Consider the following 21,458-nt stretch of genomic DNA (forward strand, 5'->3'; position numbering starts at 1 on the left):
ATAATTATGAGTTAGCTCTAGGGGGATTAAATTGAAAACCTTCTATTATAGCATAGATTTTTTTTGCAAGAGGTCTAATGTATTCGCTGGCGGGTTCCGTCTCCTGCAGCTTCAGAAACTCTTTTAGGGTAAGGGTTTTAGTGGGAGTCTGTACCATTTTAAGGTTTCCTGAAGAGAAGCGAGTTGAGATTCCTATACTGATTATTCTACAGATATCGATCGTTGCCCGATCGCCCTGAGTTCAAAATGGTGTTTCTGCCTTTAGGTATAGCGTTTCTCCCAACTGCGGATGCTCAAAGGAAAGTTCCCGCGCGTGCAAGTGTAGCCGGTTCGCAGCAGCCCGACATCCGTAAAGTCGATCGCCCAAAATCGGTATCCCCAACCCTCGGATATCCGCTGCATGAACTCTCAATTGATGGGTGCGTCCCGTCAGCGGCAAAAACTCGACGCGATCCCAATTTCCCTGTTTCGCCATTACCTGAAAGCGAGTAACGCTGGGCTTTCCGCACTCCCAATTGACTTGCTGGTAAGGGCGATTGTCTGGATCGCCCCAAAGTGGGAGATCGATCGTCCCCGCCTCAATTTTTACAGTACCCGAAAGCACCGCTTCATAAACTTTGTGAACCTGCTTTTGTGCAAATTGCTGCCTGAGTTGACTGCTAGTTTCTTTGTCCCGCGACAATAGCAAAATACCCGATGTTTCCCAATCTAAACGATGCAACGCCGTCAAATCCCAACTATCGGGCAACAAGTTACGCAAACGACTAAAAACACTATCTTGATGATCTAAATAACGACCTGGAACTGACAGCAACCCAGAAGGTTTATTGACGGCAATTAACCATTTGTCTTCATAGATAATCGGTAGCATTTGCGTAACGGGCAAGATGCCCGTTCCACAAGCAATAATATTGCTTGTGGGGTGGGCTTCTAGCCCGCCCGTCACACCCTCATTTATATTAAAAACAGTCCGATTGTGAGCCAATCCTGACAGCAAAAAACCCATCAACGGCTGACACCGATCGCCACAAGCGCCATAAAATTCTCCCTGTATCTTATCCCCCGATGGCGGCCCCCACCAAAACTCAGCCATTGCCAGCGGTTTCAGATTGTTTGCGGCCGCGCAGTGGAGCAATTTTGGCGCGCAGCAGTCGCCGGTGCCAGTGGGAATAGAATTAGTTGGCATCAATGAGGAGAGCGATCGCGATTTCCCCAAAAAATTCACCAGAGTGTAAGCCGCGTGCATTTGCGTCTGAAGTTCGCGGGAAAGTTCTTTTCGCCGCTGTTTCAGCGCCCGCATCCGCCGATCCGCAGCTTCAATTAATTGTTTTAGCGGCTGCAAAGTTTCATCCCGCTGCCGTTTCAATTGTCTGCGTTCAATTTTCTCCAAACGGCTTTCTTGATTCAGTTGTTGGAGGGCAATTTCTAGTGTTTCTGGGGCGAGAGTTTGACACAGTAACTGGCGTTTTTCGTCTCGCTGCTGCTTGCAATTGCGGTGCCGATCGCTCAAAACTTGCAATTGCAATTCAAACTCCCGAAATAAGGCTTCATACTCTTGTCGCTGCGGGAGTTGATTCAGTGCAATCAGTTCCTGTTTCATCGCCTCCAATTGAGTTAAGGTGCGGGCTTCCTCGAAAGCAACTCGATCTCGTCCCGGAATCGGTGGCACCCAGCCTTCAACAATGCTGCAACCGTTCAGCAGCCCGGAAAATGCTTTGAGCATCCGCTGTTCCCCCGAAGGCATCTCCACCAGCAATATGCCGTACATCTTGCCCTCGCGATCGTAGGCACCGTCAGCAGCAAGGTACTGCATCAAACCCCGGGCGAGATCCTCGGACATTCGAGTGCGCGGCAGTCTCACCAGCTCGCCGCTTTGAGGACAACGACCTTCGTACCAATAATTGGGGTGTGAGTCGATCGACTCCCGATCGCAGTCCGTGAAATCTAAAAGCGCGTCCAACTCTAGCATCTTAAATTTGGTTTTAAACCTGAATGAGGAAATTATGTGCTTGTGTCCTGACCCCGCCCAAAAACGGATACAAGTTTCCGACACTCGTTGTGGAGAGATCAAAATTTTAGACTCTGGTTCAAGCTCCCAGATTCATCTGTCGAGTCAATCGAAAATCGAAAATCGAAAATCGACTGACCGTATGTTACAGCGGTGTACGGAAAGTGGGAAGGGTGCATAATTTTATACCTACTCGAATTAAGTAAAAATGATTTGTCGCACCAAGCCTGATATGCTAAATTTGTTTCAAAACAGCAGCGAGATTAAGAAAAGCATAAGTTAATATATAAGACCGCAAGCTTGTTATCCCACTAAATTTTTTATGTGCAAGGCGTATGCCAGACCTCTCGACTTCGGCTACAGAAAACTCCTCCAACCCCCAACCCGCCCTGCTGCCGCCGATTTTTAGAACTTTTGCAGCATTTCCCGATTACGATCGGGGCAATAGATTGTACGCATCGGGAAGGTACGAAGCGGCAATCATTTGCTACGCAAAAGCGGTTCAAATTAACCCGGACGGGGCGCGGGCGTGGCTAAATCTGGGCAAAGCTTACAAGCAACTGCACTCCTACGCAGAAACCGTAGTCTGCTGCGATCGAGTTATTGCAATTAATCCCGAAGAATATTGGGCTTGGATGCTGCGCGGGACAGCGCTGTTAAGTTTGCAGAATCACTCAGAAGCGATCGTAGCTTTAGACACAGCAATTCAAATCAATCCAGAAAAGCACGAAGCTTGGTATCAGCGGGGCAGAGTATTAGAAGAATTGCAGCAGTGGGATACAGCAGCAAGCTGTTACAAAAGAGCGACCCAAATTCATCCGAATTTGCCCGCGATGTGGTGCCGGCAAGGCAACGCGTTGCTGCAAGCGGAGCGCTACCCTGATGCGGTGGCGGCTTACGAGCGCGCCCTGAAACTCGTCTCGACCAATGGGGAAGCTTGGCTGAACCGAGGTTTGGCTTTGATGAAGGCGGAACGCTACGCTGAAGCTGTAACTTCTTACGATCGCGCCATTCAACTGAAACCGCAAAATAGTCTGGCTTGGTTCAATCGGGGTATTGCTTCAGCAAAATTGCACAAATATGCAGAAGCGGTGACAGCTTACGATCGCGTACTGCAAATGCAGCCCAACGACTGCGAAGCTTGGTTCTATAAAGGAATGGCCCTCCAATACCAGTGGCCCGATGCAGCAATTGCTTGTTTCGATCGGGCAATTCAAATTAATCCTTTTTATCCCGAAGCATGGATCGGGCGCGGTCAAACACTGTCAGAATCGAGAGATTTTGAAGGGGCGATCGCTGCTTTTGACAAAGCCATTCAAATTAATCCGAATTTCCCCGAAGCTTGGCTGGGTAGAGGCATCGCCCTGGCAGGATTGGAACGCTACAAAGAGGCTATTATCGCTTACAGCAATGCCTTACAAATTGAAGGTAATTTTCTAGAAGCTTGGAATTTGCGAGGCGAAGCTCTGGAAAAATTGCAGCAATACGAAGAGGCGATCGCCTGTTTTGATAAAGTAATCTCTCTGAGTTCGGAAGCAGAAATTACATCAAAAGTAGGTTTGCAGCAAGGCGCGGCGCTGGAAAAATTGCAGCGTTACGAAGAAGCCGTCGCAGCTTACAACCGCGTAATTAAAATTGTGCCCGACAATTTTGAAGCGTGGTTGAAACGCGGCAACGTTTTCTCAAATTTGCAGCAGTACGAACAAGCTCTAGCATCATACGATCGAGCAATTACTATCTGGCCCGACAGCTATCAAGGCTGGGTGCAGCGAGGTTTAATCCTGGAGAAAATGCAGCGCTATTCCGAAGCACTCGTCGCTTTTGACCAAGTGATTCAACTCAAGCCCGACAACTGGGAAGCTTGGGCGCAGCGCGGCGACGTTTTGCAAAAATTGCAGCGGACTCAAGATGCCATTACCTCTTACGGAGTCGCCCTGGAAATCAAACCAGATTACTACGAAGCTCTAGTCAATCGAGAAGAATTGAGACTGAAGGGCGCGATGTCAGGAAAGTGGTAATGGCAGCATCCCAATGATAGCTTTCTTTCGTAGTGTTCGCTGTCAGAGCACGAAGCGAGATATATCTTGTTCGCTAGCGGGACACTCGCTGTGAGATATAAGCTGTGCTGTTCTCTGACAGCGAACACTCATAAAACTTTCCCTCTTTTCTCTTCCTCTGCGTACTCTGCGCCCTCTGCGGTGCATAAAAAAATCTAATTGACAAATTAAATAGTATTGTTATATCCAGATGAAATTCGATCGACGAAGTAATAATATCGTGTCCGGTAAAATAACCCTGATATTTGTAGTGAGGTTTTTCGATAGGAAATAATATGAATTATCGGTAAACATTAACTAATCAGAAGATGAATCTGCGACTAAAAATATTGATATCTGGTGGAACAGGCAGGATACCTGCCTGTTCCAGAAAAATGCGTGATGTCAGTTATAACTGAGATCGCGCACTGTTCTCAATAATACCGAATCAACCGGGTAACAGCGACAAAAAATCTTTGCTCTGCGATCGATCCTGCAGCAAGAAACCAAGCTGATGATACCAAAAGTGTCAGATGTCAATTATCACGAATACTTTCTGTTGCCGATTGCCCGACGGCACCCCAAATTGAAAATTCTGACAGCCAATTGCTGATTCTGCTGGCTTCATGTTATAGTGGTTTTCCAAGAATTAAATTCGGTTGCGTAGTTTGTTGGTGTTTATTTACAAGCGTCTCTCCGAATCTAAATCTCTGCACCCTAATGATTCTGGAGATTTTATGTCGATTTACGTGGGTAATCTTTCATATGATGTAACACAAGAGGACCTCAGCGAAGTATTTGCCGAATACGGTACTGTAAGCCGCGTCCAAGTGCCAATGGACCGGGAAACAGGCAAGATGCGGGGTTTTGCTTTTGTGGAAATGGCAAGCGAGGCTGAAGAAGCAGCAGCCATCGCAGCTTTAGACGGTGCTGAGTGGATGGGCCGCGACTTGAAAGTCAACAAAGCCAAACCTCGCGAAGACAACAAACGCTCCTCGGGCGGCGGCGGTGGCTGGGGCGACAAAGATCGCTCTTCACGCGGACGCTACTAAGCTTTGAGACTGAAAATTTTTTGAGTTTTGGTAGTTGATGGCAGTTGCGAATGCTGCTTTTTTTTGGGGTTGTTCTCTCGACTCGCCAAATAAAACTCGCAAACCTCTAAGTCAGTTTTGCCCCCTCAAAGGAGGGGGCTTTGTTTTTGGCAAAAAATCGCGCGAGGTACGTCTGCGGTGGAGTTTTTAGTCTAGTTCGCGATTCGGTATCCTCTTAACTTCTGTTTTTAAGAGGCTGTCGGGATTTCTGCGATCGACTCCTGTAAATTATCAAACTAGAATTAAGCACAAAGAAAAGTTAGAATAACGGCAAAACTGAATATTGTCCCGAACAACCAAACTATCTTTACCGAAGATTAGTTGAGAAAACCAGCCGAATATCAGCAAATATCTTGATTTTGCCTGAATAAAGATGTCCAAGGTCTACAGCACGGCGGAACTCATTAAAATCCTCGAAGAAGAGCGCCAAGCCTGCTTGCATGGGCGGCGCCTCAACTTGACTCAAACCCCTGCTACAGGCAACCCCGTGATTGACCGCTTTCTCAAATCTGAGGGCGTTCAGAAGTTCACTGCCTATCAAAATTTTAAGGCTGCCGTGCACGAATACCAGCGGGAACATCAAGTTTCTGGGATTGTCTGGCGGGAAATGGCGGTTAAAGGCAATACTCTACGCTATCCGGCAGTGGATGACGAATTAATAGCTCTACCGGTTGATTTGATAACGCTGAAGGCAGCTAAGATTTCTATGTTGGAATTCTGGCAGGATGTAACGGCGGGGATGGATTTGTATTTAAGCATTAACAGCGGGAAGGATTTTCGATCGATAGAGCCGGTTGATGTAGAGGCTCTAGCCCAGCGCACAGAATGGGCCAGTCTCTCGAACTGGGAAAAGTTGGATTTTCTGGAAATTTTGTTGCAGTTGGGCTGGGGGAAGCCGGAAGAAGCCTATTACAAGCGGGGATGGCCGACCTCGGGCAGCGAGTACATTCACGCCGTAAAACCCGGACAGCGGCCGATTTGTTAATTGGTAATGAGGAATTGGTAATTGCTAAGAGGATAGGCTGAATTCAGAACCATCGACAACACAGAAATAGAGGACACGGCAGTGCCGTGTCCCTACCCCAAAACCTCCTAGCTTGCGCGGTTCGCCCGCCATCGCCCGATTTGTAGGGACACCGCACTGCCGTGTCCTGACTGTGGGTAATATCTGAAGAACTCATTTATTACCATCTGACATCTGACAAAGCATCAAGCCAAACCACTGATTTGGATCTGTCCAAACTTGCACCGGCATTAAACCGCGCTGCGAAAGTTCTTGCTTTACAATACTCAAATTAAACTTGCGCGATATTTCGCTGCGGATAGTTTCTCCCGCTGCAAATTCAACGGTTAAATTGAGAGCACGCAACTGCACTGTTTGCGCTTTTTTACTTTTTAAGTGCATTTCAATTTGACATTCCTCTTGATTGTAAAAAGCCCAATGCTCGAACTGTGATAAATCAAAATTCCCCTCATACCTCCGATTTAAATGCCGCAGCATATTCAAGTTAAATGCCGCCGTTACTCCTTGGCTGTCATCGTAGGCAGGCTCTAAAATATCCTTAGATTTGTCCAAGTCAATTCCCAGCAAAAAATACTCTCCCGGCTGCAATGCACCGACAATTTGCGAGAAGAATACATCGCATTCTCGAGCGTTGAGATTGCCGAGGGTACTGCCTAGAAAGCAAATCATTCGGGTTGGCAACGGCGAGGGTGCCATTTTAGCTAAGGCTAATTCGTAAGTGCTGACAAGTCCGTGAATCTGGAGCGACGGATAATCTGCCAACAGTTGACAAGCGCTGCTTTCTAGGATACTAGGACTGATGTCGATCGGCAAATAGTGCAGGGGATATTCCAGTTGACTGTAAGCATCAAGGAGAATCCGAGTTTTGGTGGAACTGCCGCTGCCGAGTTCCACAATTTGGCAGGAACCCGTTAAATTGGCGATCGCCCCCGCGCACCCCTGCAAAATCGCCGTCTCAGTGCGTGTCAGGTAGTATTCTGGCAACTGGCAAATCAACTCGAACAGGTTTGAGCCGCGATCGTCGTAGAAATACTTTGGAGGCAGGGATTTGGGGTTTTGAGTCAACCCGCTAACTGCATCGCTGCCAGCATTAATTTCTGCGGGTGTCGGTGCCGCAGCGCTCACCAATCGATCTAAGTGCAGCCGCTTTTCTTTCGTTGAGGCTGAGTTTTTCGTGTCGGGCAGTCTTGGGGATTTCATAAAGTAATTTTTAGATGCACATATGGGTATAGCACGCAGTCGCGTTGCCAAATATCGCGCTCAAGTCGGATTTTTCATGAGGCTCTGCGTTCTGTATTGTCTCACCGGATGGCGATCGCATCCACAATTACAACTTAAAAATTATCAACTCAAATTCTCAAATAATTTACAAAACTTTTTTTATTTAATGTTTTTACCTGGTAAAAACTTTTGTATTTAGCAAACAATCTCGTCCCTGATTGCCCATCAATTATTTTATATGCTATGCGTAAAAAAAACGTGATAAGTTAGTCGTGAGGACTAAAGTCCGAGCAAGTTTATTGAGGACTTTCGTCCTCACTACGAATCAAGGAGCGCACGGAGCCGTGCACTCGATCATTCTAATGAAATAGCGAACTACTTAGCGCACCGAAAACCAGCAATAATTTGCCGCACGCCCGGATAGTACCAATTGCGAAAGGTCGATCGCAGTGCCTGCGGAAAAGTCGCCCAACTCCCGCCTTTTAAAACCCGGTGTTCTCCATCAAAATAAACTTGAGAATATCCCCTGTAAGGATAACTTTCAAATCCCGGATAGGCGTCAAAGCTTGAAGCAGTCCACTCCCAAACATTGCCCAACATATCCCAGCAGCCGATCGCACTTGCTCCTTTGGGAAAGGCATCAACTGGCGAGGTATTTGCAATATTATTTCCGTGATTGCACAGACTGCCATTTGGCTGTTCTTCTCCCCAAGGATAGATGCGATACGTTTGATTTCTGGCATCCCAACTCGCAGCTTTTTCCCATTCGGCTTCCGATGGCAAACGCTTGCCAGTGAAGTTGCAGTAAGCTTCGGCTTCGTACCAACTCACGCCGCAAACTGGATGGTTGTTGAAAGCTGGATTTTCTGACCAGTAAAGCGGTCGATCGACTAAATGAGATTGCAGCCATTTCCAGCCGTCCGCTGACCACCAATCAGGGTTTTGATAGCCGCCGGATTCCATGAAATCTCGGTATTGACGGCAAGTGACGGGATAGCGATCGATCGAGTATGCTTCTAAATAACATAGGTGGCGCGATCGCTCATTATCCAAAGCCTCAGCAGCATCGCTTCCCATGTAAAATTCCCCGCCCGGAATTTCAATCACCGGGGAATCGGTAATTGGGCATGGGGCATGGGGCATGGGGAACGGGGCATGGGGCATTAATATTCCTTCTTCCTTCTTCTTTCTTCCTTCTTCCTTCTTCCTTCTTCCTTCTTCCTTCTTCCTTCTTCCTTCTTCCTTCTTCCTTTGCATTTGCAACACAAAAGCAACAGTTTCGCAGTGCTGGCTTTCGTGCTGAATAATAAACCGCCAGAGACGTTCTTGCTCGTCGATCGGCGCTACTTCCAAATAATCTAACACCTTTTTTCTCACCGCGTCCAGATATAATTCAACTTCAGGTAACGTCGGCAGAAAAACCCGTTGTTTTTTCGGCAAAATATCAGCAGCAAACAGTTGGTGATACTCAGGAAAGACTGGCTTCAACCCAGCACACCGCTGCAACAGCCACAAATCCTCAGTATAAGCAATGTGACCTAAGTGCCAGCCAACCGGACTGAAATCAGGATGAGCTTGGCTGCAGAAAGTATCATAATCGATGCCTGTAAATAGCTTGAAAGTGCCGCTGCGACACTGCTGCAAATCGCTATAAATTGCCTCTCTACAAGATTGGATAGATTTGGATATCACGATCTACTCCGGTACTGATAATGCTCTGGACTGGACACTCGTGCCAATTACCAGCAAATAAAGGTTCAGAAGCAATGATGACAGAATCCGGGAAATTTAAATCGTCTCGCACCCAATAGAGGGAAGGAGGGGCTTTTTGGGAAGCAAAGCGAGAGGCAACGAGCTGGTGTCCGTCGCTGATAATTATATTAGCTGAAAATTCTACTTGGTGAAAGTTTGCTAACTCTGCCAAAGTTTTCAGCGAGTTTTGCAAAGCAGCTTCTAGAGTTAGATTTGCGGCTGTCAATTCATTGACAAACAAGGCGAAGATATGCTCTGAATCAGTAGTGCCGTTAATTGATTGATAAAGCGTATCGCTGAGCCGATCGCGAATTGGTCTGTAAAGAGTTTGCCGAAAATTCTTCACGAAGCCGTTGTGTACGAACAGCAGGCGATCGTTCTGAAACGGCTGACAGTTGCTCAAATCTAGAGCTTGTCCTGAAGTTGCACTGCGAACATATCCGATCGCGCATCCGGATTCAACGTACCGACTGATACTCGGAAGGTTAATGTCGCTCCAAATTGGCTGTACATTTTTATAGGTAAACGGGTCACTATCTAGGTGCGGGTGATACCAACCAATACCAAAACCGTCAGCATTGAGTACGCCAGAAGTCATTTCGCGGGGCTCGTAACTCTGTACAATTAGGGAATGTTCCGGCTTGTACAGAATAGTATCGAGTAAAATCGGCCCGCCGAGGTAGCCAAGCAAACGGCACATAAAATTTTTGCAGCAATTTGATTAGCATTGTAGGCCATTAGCCGGCTTCTTAGCCATCGCGCATCTTCAGCGCTGGGAACAGGGTTTTTTGTAGACCGCTGCCAGCATCGCAGTACAAACGGTACAGTTAAGGTAGAACCCCAGCAGCACAAGGAGACTCTTGAATGTTCCTCGATGAACTCATCCCAATGGCCAAAGAATTGATCCAACAGCCGATCGCCTTCACTGGCGGATTTTTTTCTGGCCTGCTTCGACTCAACCTTCACGAAGAGCCCGTTAAAAGTTGGATCGACGGGCAAGCCGGTTCAACTTCCTACACTACTCCCCCAGCCGAAGCCACCAACGGTAAAAGCACGGGGCCTCAGTCAATCTCGATCGACTAAGGAAAAGCATTGACAACCTCCCACCGCTAATTCGGGGTACCGAATATAGCGGGGGATTCCAAAGATCGCTCTTTGGGCTTCCTGTTTCTACGAGTTGACTTGCTGAAAAAAGTTTCCTCACCCAAGTATTGGTCAGTCTCACGCCTAGGCGTTAATTCCGATGTGACCCACCGGACTTAATGCTTTTTCTAAAAAGTTTCGTGCAGCGTTCCAATCTCTGTCCTGAGTGTGTCCACAATGGTAGCAAGTATGTGTTCTGGTGCTTAAAGACTTTTTGACGACCTCCCCACAATTCGAGCAATTTTGTGAAGTGTCGTGGGGTGGTACAGCAACTGTTACCACCCCACTACTCTTCACAAAATACTCAACCAACTCAACTACGGAACTGAGTCCACGCTGCATCAGAAATGGATTTAGAAAGATATCGATTTTTCACCATATTTCGCACCTTCAATTCCTCATACGCCACTATGTCGTTGGACATCACTACGCACCTTGCCGTTTTGATAGCAAAGTCTTAACGAAACGGCGACTTACCTTGAGGTGTTTTCGAGCCAGTTTGTTTCTAAACTTAGCTCTATTTATGGAACCTTTTTTGGTCTTAGACATACGACGTTGAAGTCGCCTCAAAGACTTTTCATATTTACGAAGATGACGCGGATTGGCTACTATTTACCCGCCGTAATCAGTGTATAAGTGATTTAATCCTCGATCGATACCGACATTATGGGCACTTGGTTCACGTTTATCCAAGCGTTCTTGGTCAAGACAAAATTGAGCGTAGTATCCATCTGCACGACGCACAACGCGGACACGCTTAATCTGCTTCAATTGATAGAAATGCAAATCGCTGGTTCCCCACATTTTAAAGGTTTCCCCTTTAAAATCGCCAGAGAAAGTGATATATCGCCGCTCTTCGGAAAGCTTCCATCCACTGGTTTCGGACTCAACAGAACCATGTATTTGTTATTTTTTGAACCGAGGATACCCATTTTTCCCTGGTTTGTTCTTCTTGCAGTTTTCATAAAAGTGAGAAATGGCATACCATGCTCTTTCAGCGCTAGCTTGACGTACCATAGAATTGAGGTTTTTAACAAACTCAAGTTGGCTTGCCAGTACAGCGCAATATACACTTCACTCGTATTTACCAATGTCCTTGTTGTCCATCCAGTATCTCAGGCAACTGTTCCGAACAAAACGACCAGTGCGAATAGCTTCATTCAGCTTTTCGTACTGCTCTTTCGTTCCTTCCAGTTTTGCTTCCAATACCAACATTTTTACACTCAACTCCTTGACTTAAGTCTAGCTCATTGGCTAGTTGGGTGTCTACAGAAATTGTCAAAAAGGAGACTGCACCCCGCCCTTTTTATAGCGCGATTGAAAATTAATTGGAGTGCGTATCCTTTTTGACGGGCAATTCATCTACATGAGAAAGACTATACTATACAATATGTGTTCATGACTCCAGCGAGGATCACTGTAGTAGAAAGAAGCAAAAATATTATGTTGAGAAAAATGAATTTACAAACCAGACTGATCGGTGCGTTTATGATTATGGGACTTTTAGTATTTTTAGTTGCCTGGATAGGATGGATCTCAACATCTAATCTCAGTCAACACATAGATACTATAGGTAAAAATAACTTACCGAGTATTGAAGGATTATTTAAAATTAACGAGGGACAAACCCAAATTGAGTCATCCGAGAGAGCGCTAATTAATCCGGCACTCAGTCAAGCAGAAAGGCAAGATGCCTTAAACAGAATGGACAAGGCTTGGCAGCAGATTCAAGATGGGTTTAAAGCATACGAAGCCACTCCACGTACCTCAGAGGAAGATGCACTATATCAACAAATGCTTAAGTATTGGGAGGATTGGAAGCAGGAAGATCAAGAACTTCTACGAATTAATCAAGAATTTGAAACACAGGGAATTTTGAATCCTTTGGCTTTGCAAATAGAATTAATTAAGCTAGGTAAAAGTAAGTCACCAGAAATGACAAGAGCAAACACAGCGAGTAACCTCTTGAATAAACTTAGTCAGCAAGCTAAGGTAATTCGCATTAAATTTATTCAAGCCGAAAAATCAACCTTAGCAGTTGCTACTTCTAACAAAAAACAAGCTGACAACGCTTATAAAAGCGCAGAAAATGCTATTAGTAAAACTCAAGTATCTGTATTACTGGGTATGACAGTTGGACCGCTAACGGCGATTATTTTAGGAATAGCTTTAAGTATAGCGATCGCCAAACCTTTAGATAAGGCCCTGAAAGGTATTATTAATATGATTGTCAGTTCTTCCACCGAGATCGCTGCTACCATAGAGCAACAGGAACGTATTGCTGTACAACAAGCTGCTTCTGTCAATCAAACAACTAGCACAATGGATGAATTGGGCGCATCATCGAGGCAATCAGCTATGCAAGCCGAATCAGCCCTTGAGAATGCCAGTCATGTCTTAAACATGGCAGCAGAAGGCAGTAAAGTAGTGCAGACAACGCAGCAGGGAATGTTGACTTTGACGGAAAAAGTCGGAGGGATCGCCGAGCAAGTTTTACATTTGAGCCAGCAAACCAATCAGATTGCTAATATTACTAATTTAGTGAGCGATTTGGCTAATCAAACTAATATGCTGGCAATTAACGCTACAGTGGAAGCAGTACGCGCCGGAGAACAAGGAAAGGGGTTTGGGGTGGTGGCGAGGGAAATTCGCAGACTGGCAGATCAAAGCAAGAAATCGGCGGCTCAGATTAATGATTTGGTAAACGATATTCAGAATGCCATTAATAAGACAGTGATTGTAACAGATGAGGGTAATAAAACTTTAGATAAGAGCCTGAAGTTGACTGAAGGTACGGCGGAGACTTTTAATAATGTTGCTAATGCAATTAACAGTGTTGTTGTCTGCAGTCAGCAAATTTATTTGAATACCAAACAGCAGGCGAGCGCTATTGAGCAAGTGGTAGATGCGATGAATGTTCTGAATAAAGGAGCAGCGGAAACAGCCAGCGGTATTACCCAAAGTCGAGTTGGCACTCAAACACTTAACAAAGCGGCTTTAAAGCTCAAATCTGTAGTTTAATTGAGAAAAGTAATATCCTCAACTGGGGATTAAGGAGATGGGGAGAAAATTTTCCCAATTCCCCATTTCCAATTTCCAATTTCCAATTTTGTCAAAGGATTGAAAGTGACATCTGCCGTCTATGGAAGGGCTGGGGAGATGTCAAGTAGGCTTCCTCAAAGGGCTGTATAGATGTGTATAGCAATTCTCAAGTGAGTGAGGTACAAATTTAGATTTTAGATTAAAGAATTGAAGAAGTGGGAAATTGGTAATTAACTAGCCAGTACCCCACGAAAGTTGAGAACCGCTATATCAACGATCGTGGCGGGGACTAACCCCATATATTATACCTTGTTAGTCGCTTTGTTTCCGAAGATACTTGACGATTCGTCGCCCACAAATCACTCATCTGATTAAAATCAAATATTGTTCCGAGGTGGGATTCCTCACCGCCTCAAAATTCATCTAATCACTCACTCGAACGGTGAGTGAGAGCTTGTTTTTAATCGAACTAACTATTGCAGCCAGTACAAAGGGTTTGTGAATGTGGCAAACCCTTTTAGTCAGATTCGATTGTCCAGTCGTATGCTAGATAGCACTTAAGAGTTAAATTAACCGGTTATTATGTATAGCACAACAAGTTCAGTTCGATCGACATGACTATCTATATTGGAAATCTGTCTTACCGCGCCACCGAAGAAGACCTGAAAGCAGTATTTGCAGAGTACGGTACGGTCAAGCGAGTTGTCTTGCCTACCGACAGGGAAACCGGTCGGATGCGCGGTTTTGCATTTGTTGAGATGATGGAGGATGCCCAAGAAGACGCTGCAATTGCCGCATTAGACGGTGCAGAGTGGATGGGGCGCCCCTTGCGAGTGAACAAAGCTAAACCGAAAGAAGAGGGAAATCGAGGCGCAGGTATCAAGAGAAACGACGGATATTAGTCTGCGATGCGGCGGTTGACATCCTCTCGAAACCCACCTGATGCACCAGTGCGCCACTAGCGCCGAATTGCAAGCAGCAGTTGATTTTGGGGATGAAATGTCAAATCCGCTGCACAAAAATATCGCTTCTTGATGGGCTGCACTTGATTCATAACTTTTTGAGAAAGACAGAATTTATGCACGCTAGTCTAGAAACCCGATTTCTGCCGCGATACCTCGCTGCTAAAAGCAAAATTTATCATGAGAAACCGGGTTGATGAGCGTTAGTCTTAGAAAGAGTAAACTCGCCCTTTTTCATCAATATAAACTGATCGGTCTTGCCTAGTGCGGGGGTCTGATCTGGTGATGCGAATCGTCACAATGTTTGTCTGCGAGTCAACGTTATAGTCGTATTTCAAAGTTGCGGTTCCTCCGGTGGCATTAATCGGAATATTGGCAATGTCACCGGTGCGATTGCTGATGCGAACAATGATGTTTTTGCTGGCTCCGACGGGCAAGGATGACAAGCTGGCACCTGATTGACCGTATTCTAGGTTTAATCCAGTTTCATTTAACAGTCTGAGGGTAATGTTGCGAGTATTGTCAACCTGCGCTTGAGGTTGCCAGAATCCGGGTTTTGTGCCACCGTCAGTTGCAGGTTGAGATAATGCTGGATGGGGATGAAGAAAGCCCAGGGCGGCAAGTATTGCTACGGTTGCAATAATTTTTGATTTCACTGTTTGTACCTCCAGGTCAAGTGTTGGTTATATTTCTATCCTAGCTTTAAAATCAGATATTGTGATAGCGGAAGGAAAAAGAAGTAAGAAGTTCGGCAACGGATTCGCTCGACGGATGTAACGGATGTAACGGATGTCAGTCCGATGGAAGAAGGAAGAAGGCAGAAGCAATAAAAGCAAGGGTTTCACCAATTAAAAATGTCCTCACCGTCTGGGCGGTTGCTATATCTAATTTAAAACCTGGTTTCTGTAGTTGTTAATAGTCCTGGACGCACGGGTTGTCTAGAAACCCGGTTTCTGAGCGGGTGGCTGCTTGCCAAAGCTATGATTTAGAGTAGAAACGGGATTTCTGAGGTAAAGTGCGTCGGGGACTGGTTAATTGTTAATTATCGATCGAGCGACTTCTAGAAGCAGGCGCTGTTCGGCGCGGACGATCGCCCTGCAAGTTTGTTCTACAGCATCGGCATTGACCGAAATAGACGAAATCCCCCACCGCACGAAGGATTCAACTGTATCGGGATACAAAGCTGGAGCGTCGCCGCAGATCGAGCAAGGAATACCGGCGGCCCGGGCCTGAAGGATTAATTGTTCGATCGCCCTCATCAGTGCTCGATCGCGCCCGTTGAAAGCACCTGCTACCTGTTCGGAGTTGCGGTGAATGCCTAACAGCAATTGGGTTAAATCGTTGGTGCCGATGGAAATTCCTTGAACTCCTGCTTTTACGTAATCTGGCAATAGAAATAACACTGAAGGAACTTCCGCCATAATCCACATTTGAAATTCGGATGAGCGGTTTTTCCAAATAGTTTCTAAGCGCTGGCGGCAGTAGATAAACTCCTCAACCGAGCGCACGAAAGGCAAAATTAAATTAACATTTGTATGGCCAGACTCGCAGAGTTTTTGAAGTACGCACAGTTCCCAATCAAATAACTCCGGTTCAAAGGTATAACTGAAACTGCCGTGGGCGCCTGACTCGCGCAAATCGAGAGATCGATAAAATATCGGCCGCGGCGAAACGGCAGCAGCAAATAAACTGAGGCAATCCGCCATGCGATCGACAAATTCCGATTTGCGCCCGTTTTGCAACCAAAGTTTGGGGTTTTGACAGTCCAAAGCTTCCAATGCCATTAATTCCGATCGCAGCAATCCGATGCCGTCTATTGGCAGATTTTTGAGGCGGTCGATCGAACTTGTTTGGCTGACATTAACTAGCAGTTGAGTCGCCGTTGGTGGGCCCCAAACATATTCGGCAGACTCAGATTGTCGAGATTTATGCCCGGAATTGGACGATCGATCTGAGGTTGAAGATTGGTGCTTGGCTATTGACATTTTGGCTGCTGTACTGTATGTATCTGCATTTGTTGCTCTGTCCAGAAGTCGGCGGCTGTCTGCTATCTCGATCGCATCCTGTTGGGCGAGGGCAAAAACTTCTCCGCTATCGCCGTCTACCAACACGGAATCGCCCGAGGCGATCGCCCGAGTGGCCCCGACCACTCCCACAACGGCGGGAATCCCCAATTCTCTCGCTAAAATGGCGCCGTGGCCTGTCATGCCTCCTTGTTCCGCAACCACCCCAGCAGCAACTTTCAGCCAAGGCAGCCAATTCGGATCGATTGCCCGGGCTACCAAAATGCCTCCGGCTAAGAATTCCGCGTTTTCTGGGTGAGAATTAGTCATAACTTGGGCAATTGCTTCGGCTTTTCCTGATGCTGCTGCCAAACCTCTGAGTATCGCAGGAGTTCTGGCTGGCGCGATCGAGTTTGGGTGCGGGAGGGCGATCGGATTTACCTCTACCGGCGCGACTTTTTCCCCTTTCACAAGACGAACTTGAGTGAAATAAAACTGCGGTTCGCTGCTGTTTGCTGTCTGGTTTAGCGTCCACTCCAAAATTAAATCCGAGTCAAATTCTGCGATCGCTTTTTTGCTCAATTCAATGATTTTTTCGAGTTGCGATTCCTCTAAAACGTATTCAGTTTGTGCTTCTTCTCCCAGCGCTAAAACTTCCACGCAACTGTCAGCAAAATCAGGAATTAGAAATGCAGGCTCGGGGATTGGGAAAGCAGCCCAATTGTCAGTCGGCAGTTTTTTTGTCGGTTCTTCCTCACCAGCTTTGAGATTGTACGCTAATGTTTTGTAACCGAGCCGCTGGAATTTAACCGCGCCTGTTTCCGGCTGCACTTGATAGTAATCGGGGATGGTTTCTCCCCTAGCGAGGGACATTCCCAAACCGCAGGTGGCTTGGATTTCCCACGCTGCACCCGCGTTAGTTTTCACCTCGCCCGCAGCCATCGCGCCTTGAAGTGGCTGCACCAAAACTGCGGGATTGATTTGCTGTACCAGCAGGCCGCACCGCTGCCAGTAAAATAGACTTCGGGCTCTGAACAGTTCTGCCCAAGCTTGTTTGAGTCCGGTCCCAATGGCTTCTGGTTCTGCCCGTACTGCGTGAGCTTCCAGGATTCCGGTTGTTTTCGGGTTCCAGGAAGCCAGGGCAGGGCGAAAAATTAAGGCTTTGGAGTTTGAGTTGAGTTGAGAAACAGCAGACTCTAGGGTGGAGAGCAGTGAATCTGGCAGTTTGCCGGCGAGGATTTGGTGGCGGATGCTGCGGGCGATCGATTGCAGTTGTCTGGGTTCATCGACATTCAAGTGCAGGGAAGAGTGTGGCCAGTCAGCAAACAGCGGTTCTAGGCAGTCGATCGACTCTAAAAACTGCCAGAATGTTGTAGCCGGCACGACAAAACCCGGTACAACCGGATGCTTTTTCTGGAGCAAACAGCTCAAGTAAAATGCTTTTTCTCCCACTGCATCTCGGTCTGAATGTTGAATTTTGTCTAACCAGTAGAGGTTTTTCACGCTGCGAGCCTGTCCGTGGAAACAGATTGAATTTGATAGTTTTTCCCATTAATCACTTACCCCAATTTTAGGATGAACCAGCGAAAATGGACGGGATTAGTCAAATCTTTTCTCAATCTATTTCTTAAGTCTAACTGTCCTCTTTGTCAGCGACCGGCCGCCGGAGAGTTTTGTCCCTACTGTCACAAGCAACTTCAGCGATGTCAGTTAACCGATCCCGGCCGATTTTGGCATTCAGAGCAGCGTGTTTTTGTATGGGGTGAGTACCGCGGGGCTCTCAAACGGGCGATCGCAGCTTTGAAATATGACGGCAATCCGCAATTAGCTAAACCTCTAGGCGGCTGGCTGGCAGAAGCTTGGCTGAGTTTTCCCGAATTAGCTATAGAAAATTTAACAGTTGTACCGATTCCCCTGCATCAAGAAAAGCTCAAGGAGCGCGGTTTTAACCAGGCGGAACTTTTGGCTGAAAGTTTTTGCGAGCTGACTGGTTTGCCTTTGCAGCGGCACGGTTTGGAGCGGGTGAAAAATACTCAGGCTTTATTCGATCTGACGCCACAGCAGCGGCAAGCGGAAATGAAAAATGCTTTAAGTTTGGGGAAAGATTTTCGTCGCCGGCGCCCGCGCGCTGGCGTGCTGTTAGTTGATGATATTTACACTAGCGGTACTACGGTTAAGTCGGCAATTAAAATATTAGAAGAGTCGGGAATTTCGGTTTACGGAACTGTGGCACTTGCAACTCCGAATAAGGTTAATCGGTAAGTTGTGAATGGCTTTAATTTTAAACAGGTTTGTAGTGAGGGAATGATATTTATCAGGATTTGCTAATAAGATTTTTTTGGGAAAACGAACCGCGAAGACGCTAAGGACACGAAGAAAGAGAAGGGAGAGGGTTTAGGCGGAAAGCGGGAATTGGTTGCTGATGTTCCACCGGCTGCCGTCGTGAAGCAGTAAAGTTAACGCCGAAGCGGTAAACTCAAAGTTGAGCGATCGCCCTGTAAATTCTAACCAAGCCGTTTGAAAATTCTCCTTAGTTAAATCGCGAAAAGCCACTGTCATGTGCGGTACAAATGCGCGAGTCTGAGAAACTCGATCGACTATTCCCAAAGTTGCCTCGATATAACTCATCAAATCTTTGTGAATCTCCAGCAATTCGGGTGATTTGACAACATTAGCGTAAATGACGCGGGGCGCGAAAGCAGCAAAACCGGATAGAGTAACGGGAATGGGCCGCCGGTTTACAGAAAACTGGTTCAAACTTTCCTCTAATTTGGGAACATCCTCCGCTAACGAGTGAAAAGGAGGTTGCAGCGTGATGTGCGGCGGCGAATTCAAAGCACCGCGGCTGTTGTAATGTTCCGCAAAATACTGTTGAATCTCAGTAATGTGCTGTTCAATATCGGGAGGCGGCACTAGGGCAATAAAAAATCGCTGTTTTGACTGGTTCATCGGATAACATCGCAGTTAAGAAAGGATGGTGCAAAATGGAATATAGAGCATTTGCCCTAGATCCCATTGCCGATCACCCATTCCCAATCTAAAATATAAAATCTAAAATCCCAAATAAAAATGCCTTGGTTTGTCAAAATTGAGCAAGGAATTGTCGAAAAGCCTGTATTTGACCAATACGTGCCAGCTCACAGAGCTTATGTCCGAGAGTTGATTTCTAAAGGACACCGAGCGAAAACTGGCTACTGGGCGCGGCGCGGCGGCGGTATGTTGATGTTTGAGGCGGGTTCGATGGATGAGGCGAAGGCGATCGTCGCTGAAGACCCCCTGGTGAAGAACGGTTGCGTTATTTATGAAATTTATCACTGGTGTGTGGTTGAAGAATAAATAACTGTGTTATACTGGTAAATGAACTGGATCCACGCGATTCCAACGCCCAAATCTTGTCAGGACCGGAAGGTAGCAGCAACACGGGATGCTTGTAATAGGCGTGGTCTCCGGTTCACCCAGTTTTATGAGGTGTAGCTCCTATGCCTGGTTTCGGAGATATTTTACAAAAAGCAGTTTACCTTGGTGTCGGGCTAGCTTCCTACGCTGGTGAAAAAGCTGGCAGCAAGTTAACTGAATTACGCACTGAAGCCCAAAAGCTGGCAGACGAATTGGTGAAGCGGGGCGAGATGTCAACGGAAGAAGCTCGCCGCTTTGTTGATGATATGGTGCAACAGGCTCAGCAGCAGCCTCCCGTAGAATCGGCCCGGGAGCCAAAATCGGCTGAACCTCGGCGGATTGAAATTATTTCTGAGGAAGAAGATGTTTCGGCAAAAGATGTTAAAGAGACAGGTGGAGTAGACAAGCTCCGCGAACAGGTGCAGAATTTACAAGAGGAATTGCGGCGGCTAAAGCGGGATTAAGCAAAAAAAAGCTCGCTCAGCAAAGCAGGAAGGGAACTCAGGATTATACTCTTGAGTTCCCTTTTTGAATATCTCCCCTGTCAGATGTGGACGGATATCAGGCAATAGGTAATAGAATTGAAAGTAGGTGCGATCGCTTCGCATGAGGCTGGCTGCACCTGTCTGTAAAATATTTTGTAATAGCAAGCTCTCAAATTCATGGAAGATTGGTCTAAAGATTTTTTTGGAGTAATGGAAAATGCTGTTTCTGAAGTAGAGCATTTTTTCAGCGAAATGGGCGAAGAGTTTGTCGAAATGCTGGACGTTTTGGCAAAAATGTCGGAAGAGTTTACAGAACAAGTACAAAATAATCTGATTAATGACATTGACGGTTATTTCAATGAATTTGACGGTTTATTTAATGAATTTATCGAACCGATAATTGAAATTTGCCGCGACTTCGACCCGCAATTTGATGAGATAGATTTGTCGATGGTGACTTATGTAGACCCTTCGCCGACGCAGCAGCCGGCTTGTCGCGGTTGTCGCAACTATCACGGTCAAGTTTACGGGGGAAATTTGTTGGTTTGTGCGATGCACCCTACCGGTGTGGAATCGGAGAGTTGTGCGGATTGGGAAACTGACAGCGATATGAATTTTTAAGACGGCAGTTAAGTTGTTGAGGGGTTAATGGCTTATGGTAACGTCAATTCAGTCTCCGTCAAAGATTTCTCTGGAAGAGTTTCTGCTATTGCCAGAGACTAAGCCGGCTAGCGAGTATGTTGACGGTCAAATTTATCAAAAAGATATGCCGCAAGGAAAACACAGTACGTTACAATTCGAGTTTCCATCTGTTATTAATCGAGTTGGCAAACCGCAGAAGTTAGCTTATGCTTTTCCAGAATTGCGCTGCACTTTTGGGGGACGTTCTCTTGTTCCAGATATAGCAGTGTTTGAGTGGTCGCGCATTCCTCTCAATGCTAAGGGAGAAGTAGAAAACAGGTTTGAAATTGTGCCGGATTGGACAATTGAGATTTTATCGCCGGATCAAAATCCAACTCGGGTCATTAATAATATTTTGTTTTGCTTAAATCACAATGCTAAACTGGGTTGGTTGATTGACCCGGAAGAAAAATTAGTTCTTGTTTTTAAACCGCAGCAGCAACCAGAGGCGAAGGAGAATCAGGATATTTTACCTGTGATCGATGTGCTGTCGGATTTGCAAATGTCGGCGGATGATTTGTTTGGGCTGTTAAGTTTCGATCGCCCGTGAGTTACAGTTGAGTATAGGGAATATTGCATCTAACGGCATTTAAAGGTGAATCGCTCAACGGCTA

Annotated in this window: 21 protein-coding genes and 1 other RNA gene; 12 read left to right on the top strand and 10 right to left on the bottom strand. The window is 46.3% G+C overall.

From position 1 onward, the window contains the following. Positions 1-241 precede the first annotated feature (241 nt). Positions 242-1,969: a pseudouridine synthase gene (locus QUA78_RS06115; protein ID WP_333301888.1), complete on the bottom strand. Its 1,728-nt coding sequence runs from the start codon at positions 1,967-1,969 to the stop codon at positions 242-244. A gap of 374 nt (positions 1,970-2,343) precedes the next feature. On the opposite strand from QUA78_RS06115, the gene QUA78_RS06120 reads away from it, so the two are divergent. From QUA78_RS06120 to QUA78_RS06130, 3 genes are all read left to right on the top strand, one after another. After that, entirely contained in the window at positions 2,344-4,026 is a 1,683-nt protein-coding gene (locus tag QUA78_RS06120) for a tetratricopeptide repeat protein (RefSeq protein ID WP_333301889.1), read from the top strand. A 755-nt stretch (positions 4,027-4,781) separates the two neighbouring features. Beyond that, entirely contained in the window at positions 4,782-5,096 is a 315-nt protein-coding gene (locus QUA78_RS06125) for an RNA-binding protein (protein ID WP_333301890.1), read from the top strand. A gap of 412 nt (positions 5,097-5,508) precedes the next feature. Next, positions 5,509-6,120, top strand: coding sequence for a hypothetical protein (locus QUA78_RS06130; RefSeq protein ID WP_333301891.1), 612 nt, complete (start codon positions 5,509-5,511; stop codon positions 6,118-6,120). A 192-nt stretch (positions 6,121-6,312) separates the two neighbouring features. Here QUA78_RS06130 and egtD read toward each other — a convergent pair whose 3' ends face one another. The 3 genes from egtD to egtC all read right to left on the bottom strand — a co-directional run bounded on the left by egtD (position 6,313) and on the right by egtC (position 9,832). Then, the gene (gene egtD, locus QUA78_RS06135) at positions 6,313-7,359 is read right to left on the bottom strand and encodes an L-histidine N(alpha)-methyltransferase (protein ID WP_333301892.1); all 1,047 of its coding nucleotides are present in this window, start codon (positions 7,357-7,359) and stop codon (positions 6,313-6,315) included. Between the two features lie 396 nt (positions 7,360-7,755). Further along, positions 7,756-9,072, bottom strand: a complete 1,317-nt coding sequence (locus QUA78_RS06140; RefSeq protein WP_333301893.1) for an ergothioneine biosynthesis protein EgtB — start codon at positions 9,070-9,072, stop codon at positions 7,756-7,758. Next, a complete protein-coding gene (gene egtC / locus QUA78_RS06145; RefSeq protein ID WP_333301894.1) occupies positions 9,044-9,832 on the bottom strand; it encodes an ergothioneine biosynthesis protein EgtC in 789 nt (262 codons plus the stop codon). The genes QUA78_RS06140 and egtC overlap by 29 nt, the downstream gene beginning before the upstream one ends. Before the next feature lie 164 nt (positions 9,833-9,996). Here egtC and QUA78_RS06150 point away from each other — a divergent pair, with 164 nt between their 5' ends. Next, the gene (locus QUA78_RS06150; RefSeq protein ID WP_333301895.1) at positions 9,997-10,215 is read left to right on the top strand and encodes a hypothetical protein; all 219 of its coding nucleotides are present in this window, start codon (positions 9,997-9,999) and stop codon (positions 10,213-10,215) included. A 144-nt stretch (positions 10,216-10,359) separates the two neighbouring features. Here the strand turns inward: QUA78_RS06150 and QUA78_RS06155 are convergent, their stop codons facing one another. The 3 genes from QUA78_RS06155 to QUA78_RS06165 all read right to left on the bottom strand — a co-directional run bounded on the left by QUA78_RS06155 (position 10,360) and on the right by QUA78_RS06165 (position 11,366). After that, the gene (locus QUA78_RS06155) at positions 10,360-10,617 is read right to left on the bottom strand and encodes a transposase (protein WP_333301896.1); all 258 of its coding nucleotides are present in this window, start codon (positions 10,615-10,617) and stop codon (positions 10,360-10,362) included. Between the two features lie 84 nt (positions 10,618-10,701). Next, positions 10,702-10,824 (bottom strand): hypothetical protein, encoded by a 123-nt coding sequence (locus QUA78_RS06160; RefSeq protein WP_333301897.1) that lies wholly within the window; start codon positions 10,822-10,824, stop codon positions 10,702-10,704. Positions 10,825-11,042: 218 nt separating this feature from the next. Continuing rightward, positions 11,043-11,366 (bottom strand): hypothetical protein, encoded by a 324-nt coding sequence (locus QUA78_RS06165; RefSeq protein ID WP_333301898.1) that lies wholly within the window; start codon positions 11,364-11,366, stop codon positions 11,043-11,045. 364 nt (positions 11,367-11,730) lie between these two features. On the opposite strand from QUA78_RS06165, the gene QUA78_RS06170 reads away from it, so the two are divergent. Together QUA78_RS06170 and QUA78_RS06175 are read left to right on the top strand one after the other, a co-directional pair. Next, on the top strand, positions 11,731-13,296 hold the full coding sequence (locus QUA78_RS06170) for a methyl-accepting chemotaxis protein (protein WP_333301899.1): 1,566 nt from the start codon (positions 11,731-11,733) through the stop codon (positions 13,294-13,296). 635 nt (positions 13,297-13,931) lie between these two features. Further along, on the top strand, positions 13,932-14,219 hold the full coding sequence (locus QUA78_RS06175; protein WP_172191775.1) for an RNA recognition motif domain-containing protein: 288 nt from the start codon (positions 13,932-13,934) through the stop codon (positions 14,217-14,219). A 269-nt stretch (positions 14,220-14,488) separates the two neighbouring features. Here the strand turns inward: QUA78_RS06175 and QUA78_RS06180 are convergent, their stop codons facing one another. Further along, positions 14,489-14,935: a hypothetical protein gene (locus tag QUA78_RS06180; RefSeq protein ID WP_333301900.1), complete on the bottom strand. Its 447-nt coding sequence runs from the start codon at positions 14,933-14,935 to the stop codon at positions 14,489-14,491. Positions 14,936-15,310: 375 nt separating this feature from the next. Further along, complete coding sequence (locus QUA78_RS06185) at positions 15,311-17,785, bottom strand: putative PEP-binding protein (protein WP_333301901.1); 2,475 nt, start codon at positions 17,783-17,785, stop codon at positions 15,311-15,313. Between the two features lie 72 nt (positions 17,786-17,857). On the opposite strand from QUA78_RS06185, the gene QUA78_RS06190 reads away from it, so the two are divergent. Further along, positions 17,858-18,544 (top strand): ComF family protein, encoded by a 687-nt coding sequence (locus QUA78_RS06190; RefSeq protein ID WP_333301902.1) that lies wholly within the window; start codon positions 17,858-17,860, stop codon positions 18,542-18,544. A 132-nt stretch (positions 18,545-18,676) separates the two neighbouring features. On the opposite strand, the gene QUA78_RS06195 is transcribed toward QUA78_RS06190, so the two are convergent. Continuing rightward, positions 18,677-19,231, bottom strand: a complete 555-nt coding sequence (locus tag QUA78_RS06195) for a 2'-5' RNA ligase family protein (protein ID WP_333301903.1) — start codon at positions 19,229-19,231, stop codon at positions 18,677-18,679. Positions 19,232-19,351: 120 nt separating this feature from the next. Here QUA78_RS06195 and QUA78_RS06200 point away from each other — a divergent pair, with 120 nt between their 5' ends. The 5 genes from QUA78_RS06200 to QUA78_RS06220 all read left to right on the top strand — a co-directional run bounded on the left by QUA78_RS06200 (position 19,352) and on the right by QUA78_RS06220 (position 21,394). Continuing rightward, entirely contained in the window at positions 19,352-19,618 is a 267-nt protein-coding gene (locus tag QUA78_RS06200) for a YciI family protein (protein ID WP_265234333.1), read from the top strand. Positions 19,619-19,641: 23 nt separating this feature from the next. After that, an RNA gene (gene ffs, locus QUA78_RS06205) (signal recognition particle sRNA small type) lies at positions 19,642-19,738 on the top strand. A 23-nt stretch (positions 19,739-19,761) separates the two neighbouring features. Next, complete coding sequence (locus QUA78_RS06210) at positions 19,762-20,142, top strand: phasin-related domain-containing protein (protein WP_333301904.1); 381 nt, start codon at positions 19,762-19,764, stop codon at positions 20,140-20,142. A gap of 198 nt (positions 20,143-20,340) precedes the next feature. After that, positions 20,341-20,784, top strand: coding sequence for a hypothetical protein (locus QUA78_RS06215; RefSeq protein WP_333293517.1), 444 nt, complete (start codon positions 20,341-20,343; stop codon positions 20,782-20,784). A gap of 34 nt (positions 20,785-20,818) precedes the next feature. Beyond that, a complete protein-coding gene (locus QUA78_RS06220) occupies positions 20,819-21,394 on the top strand; it encodes a Uma2 family endonuclease (protein WP_333301905.1) in 576 nt (191 codons plus the stop codon). The last annotated feature ends 64 nt before the right edge of the window (positions 21,395-21,458 follow it).

The sequence above is a fragment of the Microcoleus sp. K4-B3 genome (genome assembly GCF_036704615.1).
Lineage (GTDB): Bacteria > Cyanobacteriota > Cyanobacteriia > Cyanobacteriales > Microcoleaceae > Microcoleus.